Origin of the sequence: Psychrobacter sp. TWR1-1-1, from assembly GCF_049895865.1 — a bacterium.
GTDB classification, from domain to species: domain Bacteria; phylum Pseudomonadota; class Gammaproteobacteria; order Pseudomonadales; family Moraxellaceae; genus Psychrobacter; species Psychrobacter immobilis_A.
Genome location: NZ_JAFCTE010000002.1, coordinates 214948 through 237726 on the forward strand (window position 1 = coordinate 214948; position 22779 = coordinate 237726).

Genomic DNA, 22779 nt, shown 5'->3' on the forward strand with positions numbered 1-22779 from the left:
GACACAGTATCTAATTTATATAGGAACGACTATATCCGAGCATCCTACAAACTTGTTATCATATCGGCATCTTGAATTGCAAATAAAAGACGCCGACTATGACTGACCCTATCTCACCACTTACCTCTAAAGACATTAATAAAGACATCAATACTACTAACCCTATAAAAAATGATGATGCTATCGTCACCCAGATGCGCACGTTTATCGATGCGCTTAAGCAGCACAATTATGCCTACTATGTGCTTGATAATCCTATTTTAGAAGACAGCGAATACGATCAGTTGCGTCGCTCTTTATTGGCGCTTGAAGAACAATATCCGGATTTGGTGCAGCCAGATAGCCCGATTAACCAAGTTGGCGACATGCCGCTATCGGCTTTTACCCAAGTCACTCATGATATTCCCATGCTCTCGCTTGGCAATGTCTTTGATTATGATGAATTACATGGCTTTATGCGCCGCGTGAATGATCGCCTCAACGATGCACAGCAAAACCCTGAATACGAGATGGAGCTAAAGCTCGATGGCTTGGCGGTGTCACTCAAATACGCTCATGGCAAGTTTGTCCAAGCGGTGACACGCGGTGATGGGCAAACGGGCGAGGACATCACTCAAAATGCCAAAACCATTCGCAATTTGCCACTTTGGCTCGCGGCTGCAAGCGAGATTCCATTATTGGAAGTGCGCGGTGAGGTGCTGATGCCGAAAGCGGGTTTTGAGCGTTTGAATCGCCTTGCTGAAGAAAAGGGCGACAAAACTTTTGCCAATCCACGCAATGCCGCTGCTGGAAGTTTGCGTCAGCTAGATCCCGCCATTGCTGCTAGCCGTCCGCTCGCATTTTACTGTTATTCAGTCAATCAAGGTTTACCTGAGCATATCAAAACCCAATCAGCAGCGCTTGCATGGCTAAAGACCATTGGCTTTACCATCAGTGCAGTCGAGGTGGTACAAAATCCACGCGAGGCTCAAGCCTATTATGAATCGGTAAAGGAAACACGCGGCGAGCTACCGTTTGAGATTGATGGCATGGTCATCAAGGTCAATAGCTTGGCATTGCAGCAGCAGCTTGGGTTTTTATCGCGTGAGCCGCGCTGGGCAACCGCTTATAAATTCCCTGCCGAAACTGTCATGACCCGCTTGCATGCTATCGAGTGGCAAGTCGGACGCACTGGCGCCATTACGCCCGTTGGTAAATTAGAACCCGTGAAAGTCGGCGGCGTCACGGTCAGCAATGTCACCTTGCATAACTTTGGCGAGATTCAGCGTCTAGATGTGCGCGCAGGTGATATGGTCAGCGTCCATCGTGCAGGTGATGTGATTCCTAAAGTGACTCGTGTTTGGACAGATCAGCGTCCAGAAAATTCTGAACCGGTACAGCTGCCATCGACCTGCCCAGTGTGTGACTCGCCTGTGGTATTGCCCAAAGATGAAGCGTTAGCGCGTTGCACTGGTGGGCTATTTTGTCCCGCGCAGCAGGTCGAGGCGCTCATCCACTTTGTCTCGCGTCGGGCAATGGATATCGATGGCTTAGGCGCAAGTTGGCTGATTAACTTTTTTGAGCATGGCTTGGTGAAGACAGTCGCTGATATCTATCAATTGCACAATCATCAAGACGAGCTGATTACGCTTGAGAAACTGGGCGAAAAATCAGTACAGAACATCCTCAGCGCTATCGAAGCCAGTAAGCATACAACACTCGCGCGCTTTATTTATGCGCTGGGTATTCGCGGCGTTGGTGAGACCACGGCGCAGAATTTGGCACAGCAATTTGGCGACCTTGATAGCCTAATGGCTGCTGATATCGATAAGCTCCTACAAACGCCTGATGTTGGCGCTATTACTGCCGAGCTTGCTTATAAATTTTTCCGCGCACCGCACAATATCGAAGTCATTACTGCATTACGTGAAGCAGGTGTGCATTGGGATAAAGTCGAGCAAGTAGCATCAGAAGGATTGCCGCTCGATGGGCAAACGTGGGTCATCACTGGCGCGCTCGATAGCATGGCGCGTGATGAAGCCAAAGCCAAGCTGCAAGCACTAGGGGCAAAAGTCTCAGGCAGTATCTCTGCAAAAACCACTGCGCTACTGGCAGGGGATAAAGCTGGCTCGAAGCTCACCAAAGCGGAAAAATTGGGCGTTAAGATAGTGGGTGAGGAAGAGTTTTTGGCGATGGTTGGGGAGTAGGGTATGGATGCTGATATAAGTAAATATAAGAAACTATATGCTAATTATGCCGAGGTTTCTTATCCAATAACTTATAGTGAGAGTAAGCACAAAGTTAGTGATAGACTGAGCCATAAAAGACTTTCTAAAAAAATTGCAGAAAATATGGAAGAGTATGTTTCCATATTTGACAATAGGGATTATCTTAGCCTAGATAGAGATACTTATATTTATCCTTTTGAAGGAAGTGTTAAAAAATGTGCATTTTGCTTAAAAAGTGAACCTGATGTCAGTTTTAAAAATAAACCACATGTAATCCCAGAGTTTTTAGGGAATAAGTATTTATTACATTACGATGAGTGTGATCAGTGCAACTCAGAATTTGGCAACACTATAGAGAGAGAGCTTAGTGAATATTTAAGACCTCGCAGAGTATTTAGTAAAATAAAAGGCAAAACGAGAAAGTATATTAGTTCTTACTCCAAGAATGGAAAAAAGGGGTTTGAGTTTTCAGAAGAAAAAGGTAGTTATATTATACCAATTAATGATAATTTAGATTTAAACTTTAAGAATAAAGAGTTTACTTACGTTTGTGAAATAGCAAAACATACTCCTATAAATGTTTATAAAGGGCTTATGAAGGTTTTATATGGCTTACTACCTAGAGAGCATAGAATGTACTTTGAGGTTGTTAGAAATTTTTTAATAGATGATAAGTTGGATAAGATTTCAGATCAAATACCTATAAAAGTAGTTTCTACATTTATGCCTTACAATAACTTAAGCTCTCCTTATGTAAGTATTTTACATAGAAGTAAAGATACATCTGAAAATGAAGTGTTAGAAGAAGATTTTTTTGAATATGTAGGAACCATCTGTTTTGGAAATACTATTTTTGAAATACCTATGTATTGTGATAAGGATATTAAAAAAGCGATAAATAAAAAGGAGATATCTTTGAAGTTAACTCCTAAACCTTATGGGAGCTTTTGGAGGGAGATAGAAGACTTGAATGGAAGAGAGAAGGTTGTATCAGAGTATCCGTTAAATTTTGGATATCATTCAATTACTGTTTTTGATTAGTTAGCGTAGGGTGCGCCCAGCGCACCTAGAAAAAAACTACTCTAATTTATCTGAAAAACTCTCTGAAAAACCAATTGACTCATTACCCCAGTCTTCCGCATAAACACCTTGCTTCACATAACGATGAAAGCTCGAATATGGCCAGTCTACTACATTTTTAACTAACCCATGCTTAACAGGATTATAGTGCAAATAATCCATATGCCTTATGAAGTCTGCTTCGTCTTTTATTTCATGTTCATAAAATCGACGTTGCCAAATACCTCTTTCGCTTCTTTTAATTTTTGAACGGCTTAACACATCTATTGGTAAATGATATTGCGGACAGGCTTGGGTGGTTAATCGTTTTATCTGCGACCAACGCATACTATAATTAGCATCGTCAGTAGGCATTTTCCAAATACAGTGTAGATGGTCGGGTAGTTGTACCCATGCAATGATTTTAAAAGGATATTGTTGTTGAACTTGTTTGATGCTTTTTTTAAAGGCTTTTAAGAAGTCATCTTCACACAGTATTTTTCTTCGATCGTATGACACCAAAGTAAAAAAGTAGGTAGCACCTTTCGTGTATGAACGAATGTATTGTGACATTTATATTTACCGTATGAATTTTAATACTCTATAGGTGCGCAGGGCGCACCCTACAAATTAAATTACTCCACTACCTCTCCATGTGCCTTCGCTTCACCTTTTTTACCATCTGGCTGTATCACGATAGGCAATACCAACCCTTTCGCAAAGTCATCAGACAGCACATAATCATAGCTACTGGCAGCGATATCAGGCGTGGTATGAATGACAAGTTTCATCTCATTGCCATCGGTTAGCTCATGCGAGACATAGCTTTCACTGAGCTGATCCAAGGCTTTGGATAGTGCCTCATTACTTGCCATACTGATAGTGAGGTTGTGTTGAGCAGTGGCATTATCTACCTTGAAATACTCTGCGTAGTCGAGCACATTTTGGCTATCAAGCGCAAACGGATATTGATAATTGGCAGGGTCAGCGGGCTTCTCACCGCTCGCCATGACAGCCCAGTCGATAGTCTTAGTGGCTGTCGTTGAGGAGTCTGCGGTCGCCACTGCTGGCTCAGAAGCTTGAGCGGCCGTTTCAGCATTGTTGTCGCAGCCAGCCAGTGCCCACATGCTGGCAGTAGCGATGATTATCATATTCATTAAGCGCTTAGCCATCGACGTATCCTTAGTATTATTAATCATAGACAATGTCCTATCAGTGCTATTTTGACAGGTTTCTTGATGCTTCTCTAGACAAAAGCAGCAAACCGTTCATTCTCACCAATGCTTGACCTGAATCTGTGGTTTTGATGTCAGTTTTTATACAGATATTCAATGCAATATTGTTCAATCAATACGCAAAAAAAACAGCCATCCTATGATGACTGTCTTGTATATGTCGCTGGTTTTTTAAAACTGGCAGGCTGTTTATAGCTAGCTAACTAGATTTGGCAGTTTACTTGATATTCTTTACCGTTTGCCCATTTGATGGCAAAAATACCTTTATCGCCTTTCATGTGCCATGCATAGACAGCTTCTGGATTTGACTCATTAACGTAGCTTGCAGTATCACCTTGTACATCACCATTTAAGATGATTGGTTGCTCAGCCCATTTTACTTTAGGCAAGGTCGCATTGAGCATCACTTGTTTTTTATTGATAGATTGTTTAGCCATGATGGTGCTGTCGTCAGTACAGGTATAAGGTGCTGGTGCCATACGATCATAAGCGGCATCGGTGACGCTTTCTGATGCAGGCGTGTTTGATGCATTTGGCGTAGTAGGAGCCGTGGTCGCACAAGCACTTAATAAGGCAAGGGTAGGTAGCGCAACAGCAAATTTAGTTAGGGTGTTCATGGCATTCTCCAAAGATATAAAAATCATAATGTATTTATTTTTAATAATGCGTTAAGCATATAGCGCATATGGTAACGAAAACAGCGCTCGAAGAATGTTAGAAATTGTTTGTTACGTGTTCATTAAGTTACTTAATCACTGACTAATGTAACGCATCATTTGGCGCGTTTTGATTGGTGTTTAGGCTTTGATTATGCATTTATTAAAAATAAGCTGCTTCAAATAAAAAAGCGCCTATCGATCTTTTGACCGATAGACGCTTTTTTGATGAGCTTAAATAAGTGTTTGCCACTCATTTAAGTATCTATATTTATCACTGAGATAAAGAGCTTTAACTACTTGGTTTTACGCGGTGGCAAACCAGTATGCTGGGTTTGGAAATTGCCTTTACTCACGCGCTTTTTGGTGTTTTTGCTGACCGTGTTTTGACCCGTAGCGCCTTTAGCGGATGCGCCATTGGTTGACGAATTATTATTACGCTTCACCGAATCATTACCCAAGCGGCTGTTCTTTTTACGCGCTGATTGATAGCTGTCTTGTGCCGCATCTCGCCCTTCTAAACTGGCGTTGAACGGCGGGATTAAGCAGCCACGGTTTTTACCAATCAAATCGCCACGACCCATATCTTGTAGCGCTTTACGCAGCAGTACCCAGTTTTTTGGATCATGATAGCGCAAGAACGCTTTATGCAATTTGCGCTGTTTACCAGATTTGACGATATCCATGTCACCTTCATCACGGCTGATCTTATGCAGTGGATCTTTATGCGTATGATACATGGTGGTCGCTGTCGCCATCGGGCTAGGATAAAACGCTTGTACTTGGTCAGCGCGGTAGCCATGGCTTTTTAGCCACAGCGCAAGGTTCATCATATCCTCATCTTTCGTGCCCGGATGCGCGGCGATAAAGTAAGGAATTAGATATTGCTCTTTGCCCGCTTCTTGGCTGTACTGCTCAAACATGGCTTTGAATTTATCATAGCTGCCCATGCCCGGCTTCATCATTTTCGATAAGACGTTTTCTTCTGAATGTTCAGGTGCAATTTTTAGATAACCACCGACATGATGGCTGACCAATTCTTTGACGTATTCAGGGTCTTTCACCGCCAAGTCATAGCGCAAGCCAGAGGCGATAAGAATCTTTTTCACGCCTTTGATATCACGGGCTTTGCGATATAGTTTGGTCAAATTACTGTGATCGGTAATTAGGTTTTCGCAGACGTCAGGATAGACACAAGATGGCTTACGGCAATTTTTTTCAATGGTCTCGTCTTTACAGCTCAGACGATACATATTGGCCGTTGGCCCGCCAAGGTCAGAGATAACGCCAGTGTAGTTAGGTGCGGTATCACGAATGGCTTCGACTTCTCGTAGGATAGATTCTTCCGAGCGGTTTTGGATAATGCGTCCTTCGTGCTCAGTGATCGAGCAAAACGTACAACCACCAAAACAGCCGCGCATGATATTGACAGAGAATTTAATCATGTCATAAGCAGGGATGCGTGCATCGCCATAGCTTGGATGCGGTAGGCGTGCGTACGGCAAGTCAAATACGTAATCCATCTCTTCGGTCGAGAGCGGAATCGGTGGTGGATTGAGCCAGACATCGATGGAGGTGTGTGAGTTACCAGCGCCGCTACTATGACGTTGCACGAGGGCACGGGCATTACCCGGATTGGTCTCAAGATGTAAGATACGGCTGGCATGAGCGTACAACACAGGGTCAGATTTGACGTGCTCATAATCAGGCAGACGAATGACTGTCTTTTCACGTGGTGGCATTTTTATTTTATGCTTACGCGCCGTCATTGGCTTGTCAAAACCACGCATTTGCACCACTTGCGTTTCTTCGTCAACTTGCTCAGCATTTAGAATTTTATTCGCAACTGGTTCAGAAACAAAGCCCGGATACTGTGAAGCCATTCCTGAGAGCGCTTGCCCAACTGGTGAATCGCTGGGTTTGTCTTGCTCGATTGAGCATTGATCCACGTCTTCGGTCATCACATACGGATTGATAATCGGGTCAACACGGCCCACGGTATCGACGTCATTACTAGCAACTTCAGTCATATCGTCTTGCCAATGGCGGCGCGTTGGCGTCAATAGATATGAGGTACCGCGCAATTTGCTCATCTGCTCAAAGCTATAGCCTTTAGACAGACCATGTACCACATCGACGATGGCGCGCTCAGCATTACCGTACAATAAAACATCGGCACGGGCATCCATCAAGATACTGCGGCGGACTTTATCCGACCAGTAATCATAATGAGCGATACGGCGTAAGCTACCTTCGATACCGCCTAAGATAATTGGCACATCAGGATAAGCTTCGCGGCAGCGCTGGCTATAGACGATAGCGGCGCGATCAGGGCGTTTATTTGCCACGTTGCCCGGCGAGTACGCATCATCGCTACGAATCTTGCGATCGGCGGTATAACGGTTGATCATGCTGTCCATGTTGCCTGCGGTCACGCCATAAGCATAGACAGGTTTGCCCAACTCCATAAAGGCATCTTTGCTCTTCCAATCTGGTTGAGCAATGATACCCACGCGAAAGCCTTGTGACTCTAGTAGACGACCGATAATCGCCATACCAAAGCTTGGATGATCGACATACGCATCGCCTGAAATAATGATGACATCACAGGCATCCCAGCCCAAATCGTCCATCTCTTTGCGGCTCATAGGCAAATAAGGCGCTGGCTCGTAACAGCTTGCCCAATGTTTGTCGTAGTCGTAAAGTGGTTTGGTGCCTTGTTTAAAGGCGGTGCGGGCGATGGTATCGGCAGACATGAGCGGACCTGTTAATTAGAAAAATGGCACTAAAAAAAGCCGTTATTCATTAAAAATATTAACGGCTAATTTAAAAGCGCTCATTTTAACATGAATTACGCTCATGATGTGATAAACGATGACAAAGGATTGACGATAAGTTATTGATAGTTTAAGTAATCTATGAATAAAAAGGCTTGTAGAAACTAAGCACATCTTTATTCCAAATCATCGTTTATAGTAAGGATTTACTGCTCTAATAATTGAAATGGGAAAGTAACTACGTCAAAAGCTAACGCAAAGGGCAATAAAACCAGCTTCTGAGCTGTATTGGCGCCACTACGAGACACTTGATTTTGCTGACTTTGGGTATAAAAGCTCACCGTATAAGGCTTAGTTAAAGGGCGATAATTGGATTGGATTAAGCTGAGATTACTCACTTGCGGATAAATAGCGCCTTTGACAGGAACGCTAAAGCAAAAGCGCTGAGCATTGATACGTTGGTCACTGGCTGAGGTACATTCTTTGCCGTTGTTTTGCAAAAAGAACTGATAGTCAGAACGTTTAAATTCATCTTTTAGTTTGGCATAAGACAGCTTCATTTCACCCTGAAAGTAGCCATCGTTATTGGGCACATAAAAGTTCATCTCATTATCGACTTGGATATTTTTTGGCGTTAAGTTGGTTAATAAACCCACCATCTCTGTCCCACCTTGGGTCAGCACATAGCTGTTCTTTTCGCCAACGATAACCATGGTCGCATTTGGCATTTTTGGTAATGCCTGTGCAGGGCGACCAAAAGCTACGATTTGATCTTCAGACAACACACTTTTAGTTGTCGTTTTGCTGACTCGATTGTCACTGTCTAATAATGAGCTAGTGGCACAGCCTGAGCTGGCGAGCAATGCCGCAAGGGACGCCACTGATATCACTGTCTTAAAGCTTAATGCTTTTAGTACTGGATTATTACTTTCTTCTTTTCTAATGGTACAGGTGTTTTTAGTCATGGTAAGGCTTCCTTGTCTACTAGGCGATGGACTACTGGTGCGGCATCTATTATTTACTGCCAAACTTTCGTTGATATCGTACCTTGTTTGACCGCGACTTATCTACTTTTAATTAAACAGCCAAGCAGTTTTCATAATCAAATTAATCGAGCAAAATCTTTGTGCCACTTTTAGTAAAGTTCATCACAAATTGGCTTTTAAAGTTGCGCACATTATTCTCATAGGTGAGCAAACCAGTCGTGAATCGATGGTAATCGCTCATATTTTTGGCATTGACCATCAACATAAAATCCGCATCACCAGACACCTCATAACAGCTCATCACCTGTGGCTGTGTATTCATCAAGCGCTCAAACCGATGTTGCATCGAGGTATTTGAGCGTGCCATCTCTATCATTACCACAGCAGTGAGTCCGTAACCCACCTTATTTGGGTCAACGATAGCGACTTGCTTGGTAATGACACCGTTGCTGATTAATGCTTGAATACGGCGCTGGGCAGTAGCGATAGACACATACACTTGTTCTGCCACCGTTTTTAATGGCAAGGTCGCATCGTCTTGTAATAAATTTAAAATCGCTTTATCGATATCATCTAAAACTTGGCTCATGGTGTTCTCTCTTTTAGAAAGCATTTCATTCACTGGATTTTTTATAATTATTATCACTATAAGTCAAAATTTAAGAAAATATTTATTTTTAAAGGTTATAAAAGCTAAATTTATTCATAAATAAAGTTTTATAGCAATAATATCTCACTGCTACTGAATAAAATAGACGCTATTAATCAAGGTTTAACAATCAAAACTTAGCAATTAAAGCCTAGCAACCAAAGCTTAACCCTAACAAGTAAAAGCTCGTAGCTGGTTTTCTAATATCTATGTAAACTTACGGTGCTTTTATGTCTACTTCAATGCTCTCTACTGTCTTCGCAAATACGCTTGCAACGACTGTCTCACGCTTGCCATTACCAGCGATTTGGACAGCGGGTAGCGCCCAGCAACGCACATTAATATTGGGCGTCATACTAGCAATCTTGTCGAATTTATTATTTGGCGTACTTTACGCTTACAGCAGCTTTTTAGCGCCGCTATCAGGTACGCAAGTCTTTATCTGGCGGATGCTGGCAATGTGGGCGGCATTGGTGGGATATTTGCTGATCAGTGGGCGCTTAGGTTTTCACATCGATAAACTCAAAGCGCTAGGCACAGTTAAGCAGTGGGCGTGGTTGCTATTGCCCACACCGATATTCTTAAGCCAGTTTTGGTTATTTATGTGGGCACCCGTGAATGGGCAAGGTGTACAAACCGCGATGGGTTATTTTTTATTTCCACTGATGATGGTTATATTTGGCTGCGTCTTTTTTGGCGAAAAGTTAAGCCGTCTGCAATGGTTGGCGGTTGGCTTTGCCGCATTAGGAGTCGGCAGTGAAATTATCCGTACGCAAAGTGTCTCTTGGGCAACGCTTTGGGTCTGCGGCACGTATCCGCTGTATTATATTTTGCGTCGTCTGCAAGGGATTGGCGCGGTGACTGGGTTATTGGTTGATTTAACGATATTCGCGCCATTTGCATTGGTTTATTTGTTTTTATTCGCGCCGAGCAGCAGTTTGAGCGTGGTAAGTGGTTCTGGCTTTTTTATCCTGATGCTGGCGGGACTTGGTGTCATGAGCGTGCTTGCGATGAAAACCAATGTTGATGCCAGTCAGATGCTACCAGTCAACGTCTATGGCATGATGAGCTATTTGGAGCCTGCTTTATTATTCATATTGGCAATCACCGTATTAGGCAACCCGTTTGAATCGGCGATGATTTATAGCTATGGTTTGATTTGGTTAGGAATTGTCTTTTTAATCGCCCATGGGGTTAGGCAGTTGCGCCGCGCTCATCAACAATCGTAAACGACAAAGATTGCGCCAGCTATTTGAAAATTAATAAGTAACCTTGATTGAACAAATAAAAACGGACGATTCAACACTATGCTGAATCGTCCATTTTTTTAAGATTAACACCAATCTGTTGAAAGATGGCTTTAATCTAAATCCTTCTTAAAGCCACGCTGCTTATCACGTTCCCAATCACGGTCTTTAAGCGTTTTACGTTTGTCGTGCTGTTTTTTACCCAGTGCCAAGCCAATTTGACATTTCACCAACGAGTTTTTCCAATAGCAGGATAATGGCACGCAGGCATAGCCTTTTTGGTTGACTGCACCCATTAACTTTTCTATTTCGCGGCGATTGAGCAGCAGTTTACGGGTACGGATACTATCAGGACTGACATGCGTCGAGCTGGATAGTAGCGGCTGGATATGCGCGCCAAACAGGAATGCCTCATTATTACGAAAGATAATATAAGCTTCGGTAATGGTCATTTTGCCCGCGCGAATGGCTTTTACTTCCCAACCTTGTAACGACAATCCTGCTTCAAACGTTTCTTCAATAAAATACTCGTGTCGAGCTTTTTTATTGGCACAAATTTGATTCTCTGGTTTTTTTGATTTTTTTGACATAATTTCTCCATAAGGACTGCCTACAAATACAAATTCCTTATCTGACTAGTCCTACTGATTCCTCATCCTAACTCAATAAATGGCATTGTCTTTTATTTGGTTTATAAAATGGATGAGTCGAACCGCCTATTGTAGCAAAGCCTCTAACAAAAATGTAAGTCGGCTATTAGGACAAATGTAGCCAATATAGTCGAAGTCATTTAAGGTGGGTACACAGCAATCGGGCGCAAACAGAAGACTGAGTACATTAAGTGAGGTTAAGGCGGTAACTATTTACAAATGCATCGACGATAAGTATTAAGTTTGAGCAAAATTTGCTAGCATATAGCCTACTATTACTGACCCTATTAGCCACGCTATGAGCCACTCTACTTCTGCTAACTCCTCAAAGCTGCACACCAGAATTTTATATCCTGGTACCTTTGATCCTATTACCAATGGTCATGTAGACTTGGTCACACGCGCCACCAAACTGTTTGATGAGGTCGTTATTGCGGTTGCTTCAGGACATCACAAAAAGCCTTTATTTAATTTTGAGGAGCGCGTCGCCTTAGTCGAGACGGTATTTGCTGACTTACCGCAAGTATCGGTCGTGAGTTTTGAAGGTCTACTCGTTGACTTTATGCGTGAAAAAAATGCCACTGCTGTCTTACGAGGTCTGCGTGCGATGTCAGATTTCGAATATGAATTTCAGCTGGCCAATATGAACCGTGAGCTTGATGAAAACTTTGAAGCGGTGTTTTTGACGCCATCGCAGAATTACTCATTCATCTCCTCGACGATGATTCGAGAAATCGCCAAACTCGGTGGTGATGTGACTAAATTTGTCCCGCCATGTGTGTCACAAGCTTTTGCTGAAAAACTCAATCTTAGATAGCAAAATACCTGCTGAAAATGAAGATGTGTCGAACATTTAAACGCATCGAAATCGTCAAAGCCAACGATACAAGTGCTATAAGAAAAATATAAGGAGCAGTCTATGGCGTTATTAATTACTGATGAATGCATCAACTGCGATGTGTGCGAGCCTGCCTGCCCAAACGAAGCCATCTCAGAGGGCGATGACATTTATGTGATTGACCCTGATTTATGCACCGAATGCGTCGGTCATTTTGATGAGCCGCAATGCGTAGTCATTTGCCCTGTCGATTGTATTCCTCATGATCCCAATCATGTCGAAACCGAAAGCGATTTGTTGTCAAAATATAAACGCATTACTGGTCAATAAAATATGACAGAATCACTCTCATCTACGAAATCAACGAACGACTTTGACCAGCAACATCTCTGGCATCCTTATGCTAGTCTACCGCCGACTTATCCTAATATTGTGATTGATCACGCTGATGGTATTTATATCGTCACGCAAGATGGCACGCGTCTGATTGATGGGATGTCATCGTGGTGGGCAAGCGTCCATGGCTATAACCATCCCAAACTGAATGCAGCGATGATTGAACAATTGGGTAAAATGGCGCATGTCATGTTTGGTGGTTTGACCCATCAACCCGCAATAGATTTGGGCAAAAAGCTGCTTGCAATCGTTCCTACTGGACTGGATGCCATATTTTATGCGGATAGTGGTAGCATTGCGGTAGAGGTGGCTTTAAAAATGGCATTGCAATATCAAATTGCTGCTAAGCGTCCGCAAAAGTGCCAATTTGCCTCGACCCATTCAGGTTATTATGGTGATACGTGGCATGCGATGAGTGTCTGCGACCCTATCAATGGCATGCATAGTCTCTATGGCAAGCAATTACCTATGCAGCATTTTGTGCCAGCTCCGCCACTAGGCTTTGAACGTGATATTAGCCAGTCTGAATATGATGAATTAACAGATTTCTTTGATAAAAATAGCGATCAGCTCGCCGGTTTTATTATCGAGCCGATTATTCAAGGCGCAGGTGGGATGCGCTTTTATAGTCCTCAGTATTTGCAGCTGCTTCGCAAATTTTGTGATAAATACAAAGTAGTACTAATTGCCGATGAAATCGCGACTGGTTTTGGGCGTAGTGGCAAATTATTCGCTTGTGAGCATGCGAGTATCAGTCCTGATATCATGACGATTGGCAAGGCATTAACTGGCGGTTATATGACTTTTGCGGCGACTTTATGCACTCGAAAAATTGCCGATACCATTAGCCAAAGTGATTATCCGGCACTGATGCACGGTCCGACCTTTATGGGCAATCCGCTGGCTTGTGCCGTCGCTTGTGCCTCAATTGATTTAATACTCTCCTATGATATTGAAGCACGTACTGCAAATATGCAACGGACTATGGAGCAGCAGCTAGCGCCAGCTGCGCTGCTAGAAGGTGTTGCTGAGGTACGTTGTTTGGGTGCGGTCGCAGTCATTGAGTTACATGACGCTGTTGAGATGCCTATCTTTCAGGCTTTATTGATTGAGAATGGTATTTGGGTCAGACCATTTGGGAAACTGGTTTATATCATGCCGCCTTATGTGATTGCAGATGACGAACTTGCTACCCTTTGCCAAGCGTTATTAAAAGTGGTCAGTATTTATTTAACGCAAAAGGGTTAATGATGAGCGTTCTCTTTATCTCTGGTATCGATACTGACATCGGCAAAACTTATGCGACGGGTATGATTGCAAAGGCACTCATGCAGCAAGGCGTCAACGTCATCACTCAAAAGCTGGTGCAAACGGGCGTGGCGATTAATCCACTCAATGGCGAGATGGGCATTGCTGACGATATCATAGCGCATCGTCAACTCATGGCTATTCCTCTACAGCCATGTGATCTTGATTTTACCACTTGCGTTCATCGCTATGAAAAGCCTGCATCACCGCACTTAGCGACTCGATTATCAGGAGAAGTGCTAGATCCTAAACTGATCACTAGTGCCACCAAACGATTACAAGCTACGTATGACTTGGTATTACTAGAAGGTGCTGGTGGATTGCTCGTGCCAATAACTGAGCAACTATTAACTTTAGATTATATTGCTGCTCAAGGTTATCCGGTTGTTTTGGTCACCTCAGGTCGGCTTGGTAGCATCAATCACACGTTACTGAGTTTAGAGGCAATAAAAGTACGTGGGTTATCTGTACATAGTGTTATTTATAACCATATTCATGATAATGCTGCTCAGACGGATGCTGAGATTGCAAATAGCACAATTGATTTTCTACAAAACTATCTAGCACAGCATTATCCAATGGCGCATTGGCTACAGCTACCCGATTTGAAAAATGCAATATTTGCCACTGATAACCTGTTAAAAGATCACCATTTAGGCTTACCAATAGACTTTATTTAACCTATTTGTACTGCTACTAAAAATAAATTCAAAAGACGTTCGCACTCTGCCATAAGTTTGCTATACTAGCGCGCTTGGTAGACTAGGCAATCGCCGCTGCACACTGGCAACAGACTGAGCAGGGGAGGAAAGTCCGGGCTACATAGGGCAGCGTGCCAGCTAACGGCTGGGCAGGGTAACTTGACGACCAGTGCAGCAGAGAGTAGACCGCCTTTGGCTTATATGAGTATCGCAAGATATTCATGTCATCGGTAAGGGTGAAAGGGTGCGGTAAGAGCGCACCGCGTGGCTGGCAACAGTTCACGGCATGGTAAACTCCACGCGTAGCAAGACCAAATAGGCATCGGCATGGCGCGGCCCGCGTTCGATGCGGGTAGGTTGCTTGAGCGTACGAGCGATTGTGCGCCTAGAGGAATGATTGTCCACGACAGAACCCGGCTTATCGGTTTACCAAACCTTTTTTATTGTTCGTAATAAAAATGCAGCTAATTTGAATAAAATTCATCTTTTTTGCAAAAAAATGCCCTTATAGGGGTTGACGACAGTCAACATCTTGGGTAAAATTTGCATCCTAAAATGGCGATGTAGCTCAGCTGGTTAGAGCGCATGACTCATAATCGTGAGGTCAAGAGTTCAAGTCTCTTCATCGCCACCATTTTTAGCAATACCTGTAATATTAAAAAAACCAATCACTATTTGATTGGTTTTTTTTTGCCTGAAATAAATTATTTAAGAATATGGTGAATGGCTCAATGGGCACCATAAAACATAATAATTACCTACTGATTTCTTGCTAAATCATAGCTTTATCTGTTTAGGTACAGATTAATTGTTGTAACTTATGTCCCGCTTACTTATCATAGGGGCTGTTTTCGGTAAAGTCCTGTAACGCCATGTCTGTACAACTACCTCCTTATCGTCCTATTAAGCACCGCAGTGGTCTAAAAGTCATGGGTGCAGCATTCCATGCTTTGCTGATGCGTGAGCTACAAACGCGCTTTGGTGGTTATCGCTTGGGCTATCTTTGGGCGCCGCTAGAAATACTTTTTCAAGTTGGCATTTATTTAATAATTTTTGGTACCATAATGGCTAGAGTTTTACCAGGGATGGACTATAAGTTGTTCCTGGTAGCAGGTTTAGTCCCTTTTCGCATGATGAGTACTATTGCTACACGAGCTTTAGGAGCCGTAGAAGGGAATCAAGGTCTATTGATGTATCGTTCAGTACGTCATATCGATGTCATTATTGCACGCTCATTTTTAGAATTAATAATCTATTTTTTCACCTTTGTACTGTTATTAGCTATGCTAGCTTTTATTGGCATACCAATTAGTTTTGCACAATTACATATAGTACTGTTCTGTTGGATAACATTATTTCTATTTGGTTTTGGTTTAGCTATGATCATGATGGTCATAGGTTACTATGGCGGTGAAATCAGTAAGATTATTAGTTTGATTTTCACCATTTTATATTTCGTTTCTGGAATTATGTATTCTATTCATATTATTCCAGAGCCATACTTCAGTTATTTACTCTATAATCCTTTTATCCATAATATTGAGTTAATACGACACGCTTTAGCACCTAATTATCCAGCTTATCATATTGATATAACGTATTTTTTAAAGTGGACGGTTGCAGTAAATTTTTTGGGTCTGCTAATGTATAAAGCGGTAGAAAGAGACTTAATACGTTCTAAATAAATCATAAAGTGTGATACCAGTTTTAACTTAGGGCAAACAAATGATTGAAATTAAAAATGTTTCTAAGTCATTTATGACCAAACAGGGTCGGCATTATCTATTTAAAGACCTAAATCTGACTATTGGTGATAAAAAAAGTGTGGGTTTACTCGGTCGTAATGGGGCAGGTAAATCAACTTTGCTGCGTATTATTTGCGGACTAGATAAACCCGATCACGGAGAAATTATCACAGATTCGACGATTTCTTGGCCAGTAGGGGTAGCTGGCGGTTTCCAGGGTAGTTTGACTGGTCGTCAAAACGTTCGTTTTGTTTGCCGTCTCTATTCAAGCGGCCCTTATATTGACGAAAAAATTCGTTTTGTTGAGGAGTTCGCAGATATCGGTAACTATTTCGATATGCCGGTGAAAAGCTATTCATCAGGGATGAAGGCGCGCTTAACATTTGGCCTAAGCTTGGCCTTCGATTTTGATTATTATATGCTCGATGAGGCAGGCGCTGTTGGTGATGCGGCTTTTCGTAAGCGTAGTGAAGAGATTTTGGCCGCACGCCGTGAACAAGCAGGGTTTTTAATAGTATCGCATAACATCGGTGATATTAAGCGTAATTGTGATATTGGTATTGTGCTAATGGATCAAACAGCACACGTCTTTGAAGACACAACAGAAGCGATTGAGGTATATGAAGAGCATGTCCACAAAGCGAAAAAATAAGATAATTGACTTCTCGCTGTTTATTGGCTTGGTGGTCCTCCCTTGGGCGTTGGTGATATTTTATGTCATGACCATTGCTCATCCGCGGTTTATTTCGACGGCTGATGTGGTGGTCAAACAAGTCAGTGATACCAGTGTGCCTTCTGGCGGTGGACTGTCGGCCTTGTTGGGTGTGAACAGTACCAGTAAAGAAGATGCGACTTATCTGACCGAGTATATTCTATCCAATGATATGGTGAAGCGCCTTGATAATAAGTTCAAGTTCCGCGAAGCGTATCATGTCGATGGCTCAGATCCGCTCAATGAGATTGAGCCTGATGCCACACAAGAAGAGTTACTTGAGTACTTCAAAAAGCGTGTACACATCAATCTTGATGAACAAAGCTATGTGCTGTCAGTATCGACAGAAGCCTTTGATCCAAAGTATGCTTTTGAGCTGAATAAAACGATCCTCAATGAGTCTGAGCAGTTCGTCAACCGTATTTCACAAGAGGTGGCTCGTGATCAGCTGGTATTTGCTGAGACACAGTTAGATGAATCACAAGATCGCCTAAATGATGCCAAAGAACAGCTATTAAAGTATCAAAACGAAAATGAGATTTACGATCCACAATCCAATGCTCAAATTGTGAATCAGCTGATTGGTAGTTTGCAAGCGCAATTAAGCTCATTACGTACCGAAGAGCGTCAATTACTCAGCTATCTAAATCCAGATGCACCGCAAGTAGTGTCATTAAGAAGTCAGATTAAAGCAGTCGAAGAGCAAATCAACCAAGAGCAAACCAAGCTGACATCACCGAATACCACCAAGTTGAACCGTCAAGCGGTACAGTTTGAGACTATCAAGGCAGATGTTGATTTCGCTACTGAGCTCTATAAATTGTCGTTATCTTCACTTGAGAAGGCACGTTTAGAAGCTTTCAAAAAGATGAAGAATTTGATTGTTATCTCAACACCATATCAGGCTGAAGAAGCAACTTATCCACGCCGTGCTTATATTATTTGGACGTCGCTAGCATTACTTTTGATGCTTTATGGATTTGTGCGCCTAGTGATGGCAGTTGTCCGTGATCATCGTAGCTAGTTTTAACACACCAGATATCAGTAATGATCGATAGATCAGCAAAGGAATACCACTCATGAATATGAAACCACGTCCTCTTGTGACCGTGATAAAAGTGTTAAGTTTGGCCATGGCCGCCAGCAGTGTATCAGCACTAGCAGCAGGCAGTTATGCTGATCAAATCTCAGGATCTAGCTTTGGCACCAGCAATAACAGCATGAGTCAAGACCAAAACAGCAATAACATCAATGTCTCAACACAGGCATTTGCAGGTGGTGTGTCAGGACAGGCGACCGCGCAAGAAGCGGTTAATGCCTCAAGCTTGCCAAGTCAGTCAGTCATCAATACCACGCGCCCCTATCAAGAAATCAACACGCAAGACATGATGTTTGGTGAGCAGCTCTTCCGTGGGGCATTTTCGACTACCTCTGGCTCTACCTTTAATGACAGTTACGTGATCAACCCGGGTGATAACGTCCAAGTACGGATGTGGGGCGCTTATCAATATGCGGCTACCATGACCGTCGACCCACAAGGCAATATTTTCTTACCAAATATCGGTCCAGTACGTGTCTCAGGTGTGCAAAATGGCAGTCTGCAAAATGTGGTAAAAAGTGCTGTCAGTCGTATTTATCGCTCGAACGTTGGCGTTTATGCTTCATTAGAGCAAGCACAGCCAGTAAAAGTATTTGTAACAGGTTTCGTCAAGCAACCAGGCTATTACGGCGGTTTAGCAGCAGACTCGGTATTGTCTTATTTGGATAGAGCAGGTGGCGTTGACCCAACTCGTGGTAGTTACATTGATATTCAAATCAAACGTAATGGGCAAATGCTGCAGCAAGTCAACCTGTATGATTTTCTACTGGCGGGTAAATTACAAGCATTCTCTTTTCGTGATGGCGATGTGATTACGGTCGCGCCGCAGAAAAAAACCTTTGAAGTAGGCGGTCAAGTCCAAAACGAATATACCTTTGAATTTGATGTGAACGATCTGACCATTGGTGATGTATTGCAAGTGGCCAATCCAGCAGCGAATGCCACCAACGTTAGTATCACTCGCAGTGCAGGACGTGCACAGACGGCGGAATATTACTCGTTGGCAGAAGCTCAAAACGTGCCTGTTTATAATGGTGATCAGATGGTAGTTACCTCCGATCGTTATGCGGGCACAATCGCGGTGCAAGTAAAAGGTGCGCATACGGGTAATGGTGCCATGGTTGTGCCATATGGTGCTCGCTTAAAGGACATCGTGCCGCAACTACAGCCAAGCCCACTCGCTAAACTGACTCATTTGACCATTTATCGTGAGTCTGTTGCTGAGCAACAAAAACGCATGATTAATGAGTCGCTCGATCGTCTAGAAGAGCTGACGCTTGCCACGCAGTCAACCACTCGTGAAGAAGCAGCACTGCGTCAAGACGATGCAGCGTTGGTTAAGCAGTTTGTTGCCAAAGCACGTAATGTTAAAACGACGGGTCAAATTGTTGTCGTGCCGAATTCGTGGCAGGATATTATTCTGCAGCAAGGCGATATCATTGAGATACCTGCGCAAACGTCTGTCATTACCGTTAATGGTCAAGTACGAGCACAAGGCGCGCTGACCTTCAACCCAGATTATACCGTTGGTGATTATGTTGCCAATTCAGGCGGTTTCTCTGACAATGCTGATGTTAAAGAAATCTTGATTATCCATCAAAATGGCGCCAGTGAGGTGGTCAACACCGCTTACCGTATCCAGCAAGGCGATGAGATTATGGTATTACCAAAAGTCAAAACCAAGCGCGTAGAAATTGCTCGTGGCTTATCGCAAATTGTTTATCAGTTGGCCATTGCTGCTAAAGTGGTTCTCGATTTATAACCATTATTGAAAAGTTGTATAACAAGAGAAAAAGTCATCTGCATAGATAGATGCAAAAGTAATGAATAAGGGTGTTAAAAATGGCAAAAAGTGCGGCAGATGATGTCAATGTGGCAGTGACCTCTCACTCTGATAATGCCCTGCTTTTGCCATCATACCAATACCAATTGCCACAGCATTTGGCGGTCATTGGTAAGGGTATGCGTCAAAACAATGTACTTTTGTCTCAGGTATTGCAGGCAGATATTCAGCGCTGGTATCCGTGGTCAGGTATACAGCAACGTATCAATGCAGATAAAACGCATTTACTGTCTGCATTGCCATTACCAAACATGATAAAAAATCAGATAACTCATTTGTCCAGTTCCTTTCTCTCTTTTAAGCAACCCGATGCCTTTATCGGTTGGGGTCGTAAAAAAAGTTATCAACGAGCTAATAAAGTGGCTAAGCGGCAAAAGCTTGAGACATTAAGTGTCGAAGATGGCTTTTTGCGCTCATTAGATTCTGGTATTAGCAGCCGTCATGGCCTGAGTGTCGTCGTTGATGACCTTGGTATTTATTTTGATACGACGCATGACTCACGCCTTGAGCGGCTGATTATTGAGCGTACTAAAAACGCTACTACGCCCAATAGTTACGAAATAGATGACGCGCACGCGCGGCAATTGATGGCACGTATTTGTAATGAGCAGCTCAGTAAATATAACGCAGTGATCGATTGTCCGTCCTTGAATGAATTGACGAGTGAAGACGGCGCTAATACAACGGCAGATCCCTTGAAATCGCATATTTTATTGATTGACCAAGTGGTTGGTGATGCTTCTATCACTGGTGCAGGCGCGGATAAACGTCAGTTTAAGAAGATGTTAACATCTGCGTGTCGTAATCATCCTCACGCCCATATTTGGATAAAGGCACATCCTGCATCAAAATCGGGATACCTGACCCGTTTAAAATTACCTAAGCAGGTTCGGCTATTAACTCAAGCACTCAATCCTATCGAGCTATTAGAGCAAGTTGACCATGTTTATACGGTCAGCTCCCATATGGGCTTTGAAGCGTTGATGTTAGGTAAAACAGTACATTGCTTCGGGGTCAACTGGTATAGTGGCTGGGGTCTAACTGATGACAGCGGCGCACCCAAAAAGCTGCTTAAAGCGGTCGAAAAACGTCGTCGAAAACTTGTCAGCAAACAGCTAGAGGCTCAGGGACATTCAAATCCTGCGTTGTTTCCTACATCATTTGCTAAAAAAACATCTGCGACGTTAGAAACGTTATTTTATAGCGCCTATATAGATTATAGTCGTTATGTAGATCCGGCCACCAAGCAAGCCTGTGATATTGATACAGCGATAGAATGGCTAGTGACTAATCGGTATTGGCAAGCGCATCTTGAAGGGGATCTCACGGTATATGAATTTAGTCGCTGGAAATTACCATTTGTAAAAGCTTTTACGAATCTACCGCGTACGACATTATTTATCAAACCCAAGCCACGTCTCAAGAATCTACTGCATCCTGATCATTTTCGTGTTGATTATCAGCAGTCTCTATTAGTGTGGGGTTTGGCTAAGCGGCAACAAGTACAAAATAAATTACAGCGTAAGCTTGAGAAACAGCCGCATTTGTCCATACCGTCTATATACTGTATGGAAGATGGATTTATCCGCTCAAATGGTTTAGGCGCGACGTTGTTAGCACCGTTGTCGGTCGTCATAGATAAGCAAGGTATTTATTATGATGCGACCCAGCCCTCAGATTTAGAGACGTTGCTACGTCATTGTCAAGCATTGAACCCCCAGCAAAGTGTCCGTGTACAACAGCTGCAAGATAAATTGCTGAATCAGCGGGTGAGTAAATACAATGTTGGGGCTGAGGTCGACAGCGCTAATAACCAGCATACTTCGTGGATGCATGAGGCTAGGGTATCTGGTAAGCGCCGTCTGCTTATCATCGGTCAAGTCGAAGATGATTTATCGGTGCAGTACTGCGGCTCAACGATCAAAACCAACAGCGGCTTGATTGAGCGTGTATGCCAAGACAACCCTAATGCTTATCTTATTTATAAGCCGCATCCTGATGTTGAAGCAGGGCTAAGGGCTGGTAAGGTTAGCGCAGAGTTTTTACAACAGGTCAGTGCCGTCGCCTATGATACTGCGATGCCTGATTGCTTAGAATGTGTCGATGAAGTACATACGATTAGCTCATTGACTGGCTTTGAGGCGTTGCTGCGCGGTTTAGACGTTACTTGCTACGGCTTACCGTTTTATGCTGGTTGGGGGTTAACGGCAGATATTGATACCCAGTTTTCACCGAAAGCTGACTATTTAGAGAGACGAAAACGCGACACTGCATTAACGCTTGAGCAATTGTTATATTGTGCGCTTATTCGCTATCCCTTATATCGTTTACCTAATGGCTACGGGCTTGCACAAGTAGAGCAAGTGATTGACTATTTATACCCTCCTAAAAGCGCTCCTTTGCTTAAAGATATTCATAATACAGCGTCTCAAGCGCAAATATCTAACCCTATAAATAGCTCGATTAACCATGCGACTTCAGTTTTATCCACGCTACCTGACAATTTTCAACACCAAGCGACGACTCGTTTTATGCAGCAGCGTCATCAATGGCAGCAGCGCCTGCGTAAATTATCTCGTTAGTTTATTCTAAACTTGTGACGCAAATCCATTGCGACAAGTAGGGGCTTTTTCGGTATAATCAGTGATGATTAGTGTGTATTTACACGGCT

At 43.1% G+C, this 22779-nt stretch carries 19 protein-coding genes, 1 tRNA gene and 1 other RNA gene; 14 read left to right on the forward strand and 7 right to left on the reverse strand.

Annotated features, from left to right (window positions below; genetic code table 11):
- Positions 1-98 precede the first annotated feature (98 nt).
- Together ligA and ACP69U_RS02975 are read left to right on the forward strand one after the other, a co-directional pair.
- Complete coding sequence (ligA, locus tag ACP69U_RS02970) at positions 99-2186, forward strand: NAD-dependent DNA ligase LigA (protein ID WP_238048847.1); 2088 nt, start codon at positions 99-101, stop codon at positions 2184-2186.
- A gap of 3 nt (positions 2187-2189) precedes the next feature.
- On the forward strand, positions 2190-3248 hold the full coding sequence (locus tag ACP69U_RS02975) for an HNH endonuclease (protein ID WP_238048848.1): 1059 nt from the start codon (positions 2190-2192) through the stop codon (positions 3246-3248).
- 36 nt (positions 3249-3284) lie between these two features.
- Here ACP69U_RS02975 and ACP69U_RS02980 read toward each other — a convergent pair whose 3' ends face one another.
- The 6 genes from ACP69U_RS02980 to ACP69U_RS03005 all read right to left on the reverse strand — a co-directional run bounded on the left by ACP69U_RS02980 (position 3285) and on the right by ACP69U_RS03005 (position 9509).
- Positions 3285-3839: an REP-associated tyrosine transposase gene (locus ACP69U_RS02980; RefSeq protein ID WP_181209549.1), complete on the reverse strand. Its 555-nt coding sequence runs from the start codon at positions 3837-3839 to the stop codon at positions 3285-3287.
- A gap of 62 nt (positions 3840-3901) precedes the next feature.
- The gene (locus tag ACP69U_RS02985) at positions 3902-4465 is read right to left on the reverse strand and encodes a hypothetical protein (RefSeq protein ID WP_238048849.1); all 564 of its coding nucleotides are present in this window, start codon (positions 4463-4465) and stop codon (positions 3902-3904) included.
- A 239-nt stretch (positions 4466-4704) separates the two neighbouring features.
- Positions 4705-5118: a hypothetical protein gene (locus ACP69U_RS02990; RefSeq protein WP_045443583.1), complete on the reverse strand. Its 414-nt coding sequence runs from the start codon at positions 5116-5118 to the stop codon at positions 4705-4707.
- Between the two features lie 335 nt (positions 5119-5453).
- Positions 5454-7913: a YgiQ family radical SAM protein gene (locus tag ACP69U_RS02995; RefSeq protein ID WP_426137776.1), complete on the reverse strand. Its 2460-nt coding sequence runs from the start codon at positions 7911-7913 to the stop codon at positions 5454-5456.
- Between the two features lie 227 nt (positions 7914-8140).
- The gene (locus tag ACP69U_RS03000) at positions 8141-8899 is read right to left on the reverse strand and encodes a hypothetical protein (protein ID WP_426137777.1); all 759 of its coding nucleotides are present in this window, start codon (positions 8897-8899) and stop codon (positions 8141-8143) included.
- 142 nt (positions 8900-9041) lie between these two features.
- Entirely contained in the window at positions 9042-9509 is a 468-nt protein-coding gene (locus ACP69U_RS03005) for an Lrp/AsnC family transcriptional regulator (RefSeq protein WP_426137778.1), read from the reverse strand.
- A 290-nt stretch (positions 9510-9799) separates the two neighbouring features.
- On the opposite strand from ACP69U_RS03005, the gene rarD reads away from it, so the two are divergent.
- Positions 9800-10798 carry an EamA family transporter RarD gene (gene rarD / locus ACP69U_RS03010; protein WP_426137779.1) on the forward strand — a complete coding sequence of 333 codons (999 nt, stop codon included), beginning with the start codon at positions 9800-9802 and terminating at the stop codon, positions 10796-10798.
- Between the two features lie 131 nt (positions 10799-10929).
- Here rarD and smpB read toward each other — a convergent pair whose 3' ends face one another.
- Complete coding sequence (gene smpB / locus ACP69U_RS03015; protein ID WP_011512728.1) at positions 10930-11406, reverse strand: SsrA-binding protein SmpB; 477 nt, start codon at positions 11404-11406, stop codon at positions 10930-10932.
- A gap of 358 nt (positions 11407-11764) precedes the next feature.
- On the opposite strand from smpB, the gene coaD reads away from it, so the two are divergent.
- The 11 genes from coaD to ACP69U_RS03070 all read left to right on the forward strand — a co-directional run bounded on the left by coaD (position 11765) and on the right by ACP69U_RS03070 (position 22690).
- Complete coding sequence (gene coaD, locus ACP69U_RS03020) at positions 11765-12283, forward strand: pantetheine-phosphate adenylyltransferase (protein WP_426137780.1); 519 nt, start codon at positions 11765-11767, stop codon at positions 12281-12283.
- A gap of 102 nt (positions 12284-12385) precedes the next feature.
- Positions 12386-12634 carry a YfhL family 4Fe-4S dicluster ferredoxin gene (locus ACP69U_RS03025; protein WP_021814308.1) on the forward strand — a complete coding sequence of 83 codons (249 nt, stop codon included), beginning with the start codon at positions 12386-12388 and terminating at the stop codon, positions 12632-12634.
- A 3-nt stretch (positions 12635-12637) separates the two neighbouring features.
- A complete protein-coding gene (bioA, locus tag ACP69U_RS03030; RefSeq protein WP_426137781.1) occupies positions 12638-13948 on the forward strand; it encodes an adenosylmethionine--8-amino-7-oxononanoate transaminase in 1311 nt (436 codons plus the stop codon).
- Positions 13949-13950: 2 nt separating this feature from the next.
- Positions 13951-14688, forward strand: a complete 738-nt coding sequence (gene bioD, locus ACP69U_RS03035) for a dethiobiotin synthase (protein ID WP_426137782.1) — start codon at positions 13951-13953, stop codon at positions 14686-14688.
- Positions 14689-14762: 74 nt separating this feature from the next.
- An RNA gene (gene rnpB, locus ACP69U_RS03040) (RNase P RNA component class A) lies at positions 14763-15146 on the forward strand.
- Between the two features lie 120 nt (positions 15147-15266).
- A tRNA-Met gene (locus tag ACP69U_RS03045) sits at positions 15267-15343 on the forward strand.
- Between the two features lie 238 nt (positions 15344-15581).
- Entirely contained in the window at positions 15582-16394 is an 813-nt protein-coding gene (locus ACP69U_RS03050; RefSeq protein WP_426137783.1) for an ABC transporter permease, read from the forward strand.
- A gap of 40 nt (positions 16395-16434) precedes the next feature.
- Positions 16435-17106 carry an ABC transporter ATP-binding protein gene (locus ACP69U_RS03055; protein ID WP_045453663.1) on the forward strand — a complete coding sequence of 224 codons (672 nt, stop codon included), beginning with the start codon at positions 16435-16437 and terminating at the stop codon, positions 17104-17106.
- Complete coding sequence (locus tag ACP69U_RS03060) at positions 17084-18190, forward strand: capsule biosynthesis protein (protein ID WP_426137784.1); 1107 nt, start codon at positions 17084-17086, stop codon at positions 18188-18190. Before ACP69U_RS03055 ends, ACP69U_RS03060 begins: the two co-directional genes overlap by 23 nt.
- Before the next feature lie 55 nt (positions 18191-18245).
- Positions 18246-20027, forward strand: a complete 1782-nt coding sequence (locus tag ACP69U_RS03065; protein ID WP_201627223.1) for a polysaccharide biosynthesis/export family protein — start codon at positions 18246-18248, stop codon at positions 20025-20027.
- Positions 20028-20107: 80 nt separating this feature from the next.
- Positions 20108-22690, forward strand: a complete 2583-nt coding sequence (locus ACP69U_RS03070) for a capsular polysaccharide biosynthesis protein (RefSeq protein ID WP_426137785.1) — start codon at positions 20108-20110, stop codon at positions 22688-22690.
- The last annotated feature ends 89 nt before the right edge of the window (positions 22691-22779 follow it).

Coding starts and splice junctions, on each gene's coding strand:
- ACP69U_RS02995 (WP_426137776.1), bottom strand. CDS start 7,913: ATGTCTGCCGATACCATCGCCCGCACCGCCTTTAAACAAGGCACCAAA.
- ACP69U_RS02985 (WP_238048849.1), bottom strand. CDS start 4,465: ATGATTAATAATACTAAGGATACGTCGATGGCTAAGCGCTTAATGAAT.
- ACP69U_RS03025 (WP_021814308.1), top strand. CDS start 12,386: ATGGCGTTATTAATTACTGATGAATGCATCAACTGCGATGTGTGCGAG.
- coaD (WP_426137780.1), top strand. CDS start 11,765: ATGAGCCACTCTACTTCTGCTAACTCCTCAAAGCTGCACACCAGAATT.
- ligA (WP_238048847.1), top strand. CDS start 99: ATGACTGACCCTATCTCACCACTTACCTCTAAAGACATTAATAAAGAC.
- ACP69U_RS02975 (WP_238048848.1), top strand. CDS start 2,190: ATGGATGCTGATATAAGTAAATATAAGAAACTATATGCTAATTATGCC.
- bioA (WP_426137781.1), top strand. CDS start 12,638: ATGACAGAATCACTCTCATCTACGAAATCAACGAACGACTTTGACCAG.
- bioD (WP_426137782.1), top strand. CDS start 13,951: ATGAGCGTTCTCTTTATCTCTGGTATCGATACTGACATCGGCAAAACT.
- smpB (WP_011512728.1), bottom strand. CDS start 11,406: ATGTCAAAAAAATCAAAAAAACCAGAGAATCAAATTTGTGCCAATAAA.
- ACP69U_RS03060 (WP_426137784.1), top strand. CDS start 17,084: ATGTCCACAAAGCGAAAAAATAAGATAATTGACTTCTCGCTGTTTATT.
- ACP69U_RS03055 (WP_045453663.1), top strand. CDS start 16,435: ATGATTGAAATTAAAAATGTTTCTAAGTCATTTATGACCAAACAGGGT.
- ACP69U_RS02990 (WP_045443583.1), bottom strand. CDS start 5,118: ATGAACACCCTAACTAAATTTGCTGTTGCGCTACCTACCCTTGCCTTA.
- ACP69U_RS02980 (WP_181209549.1), bottom strand. CDS start 3,839: ATGTCACAATACATTCGTTCATACACGAAAGGTGCTACCTACTTTTTT.
- ACP69U_RS03005 (WP_426137778.1), bottom strand. CDS start 9,509: ATGAGCCAAGTTTTAGATGATATCGATAAAGCGATTTTAAATTTATTA.
- ACP69U_RS03000 (WP_426137777.1), bottom strand. CDS start 8,899: ATGACTAAAAACACCTGTACCATTAGAAAAGAAGAAAGTAATAATCCA.
- ACP69U_RS03070 (WP_426137785.1), top strand. CDS start 20,108: ATGGCAAAAAGTGCGGCAGATGATGTCAATGTGGCAGTGACCTCTCAC.
- rarD (WP_426137779.1), top strand. CDS start 9,800: ATGTCTACTTCAATGCTCTCTACTGTCTTCGCAAATACGCTTGCAACG.
- ACP69U_RS03050 (WP_426137783.1), top strand. CDS start 15,582: ATGTCTGTACAACTACCTCCTTATCGTCCTATTAAGCACCGCAGTGGT.
- ACP69U_RS03065 (WP_201627223.1), top strand. CDS start 18,246: ATGAATATGAAACCACGTCCTCTTGTGACCGTGATAAAAGTGTTAAGT.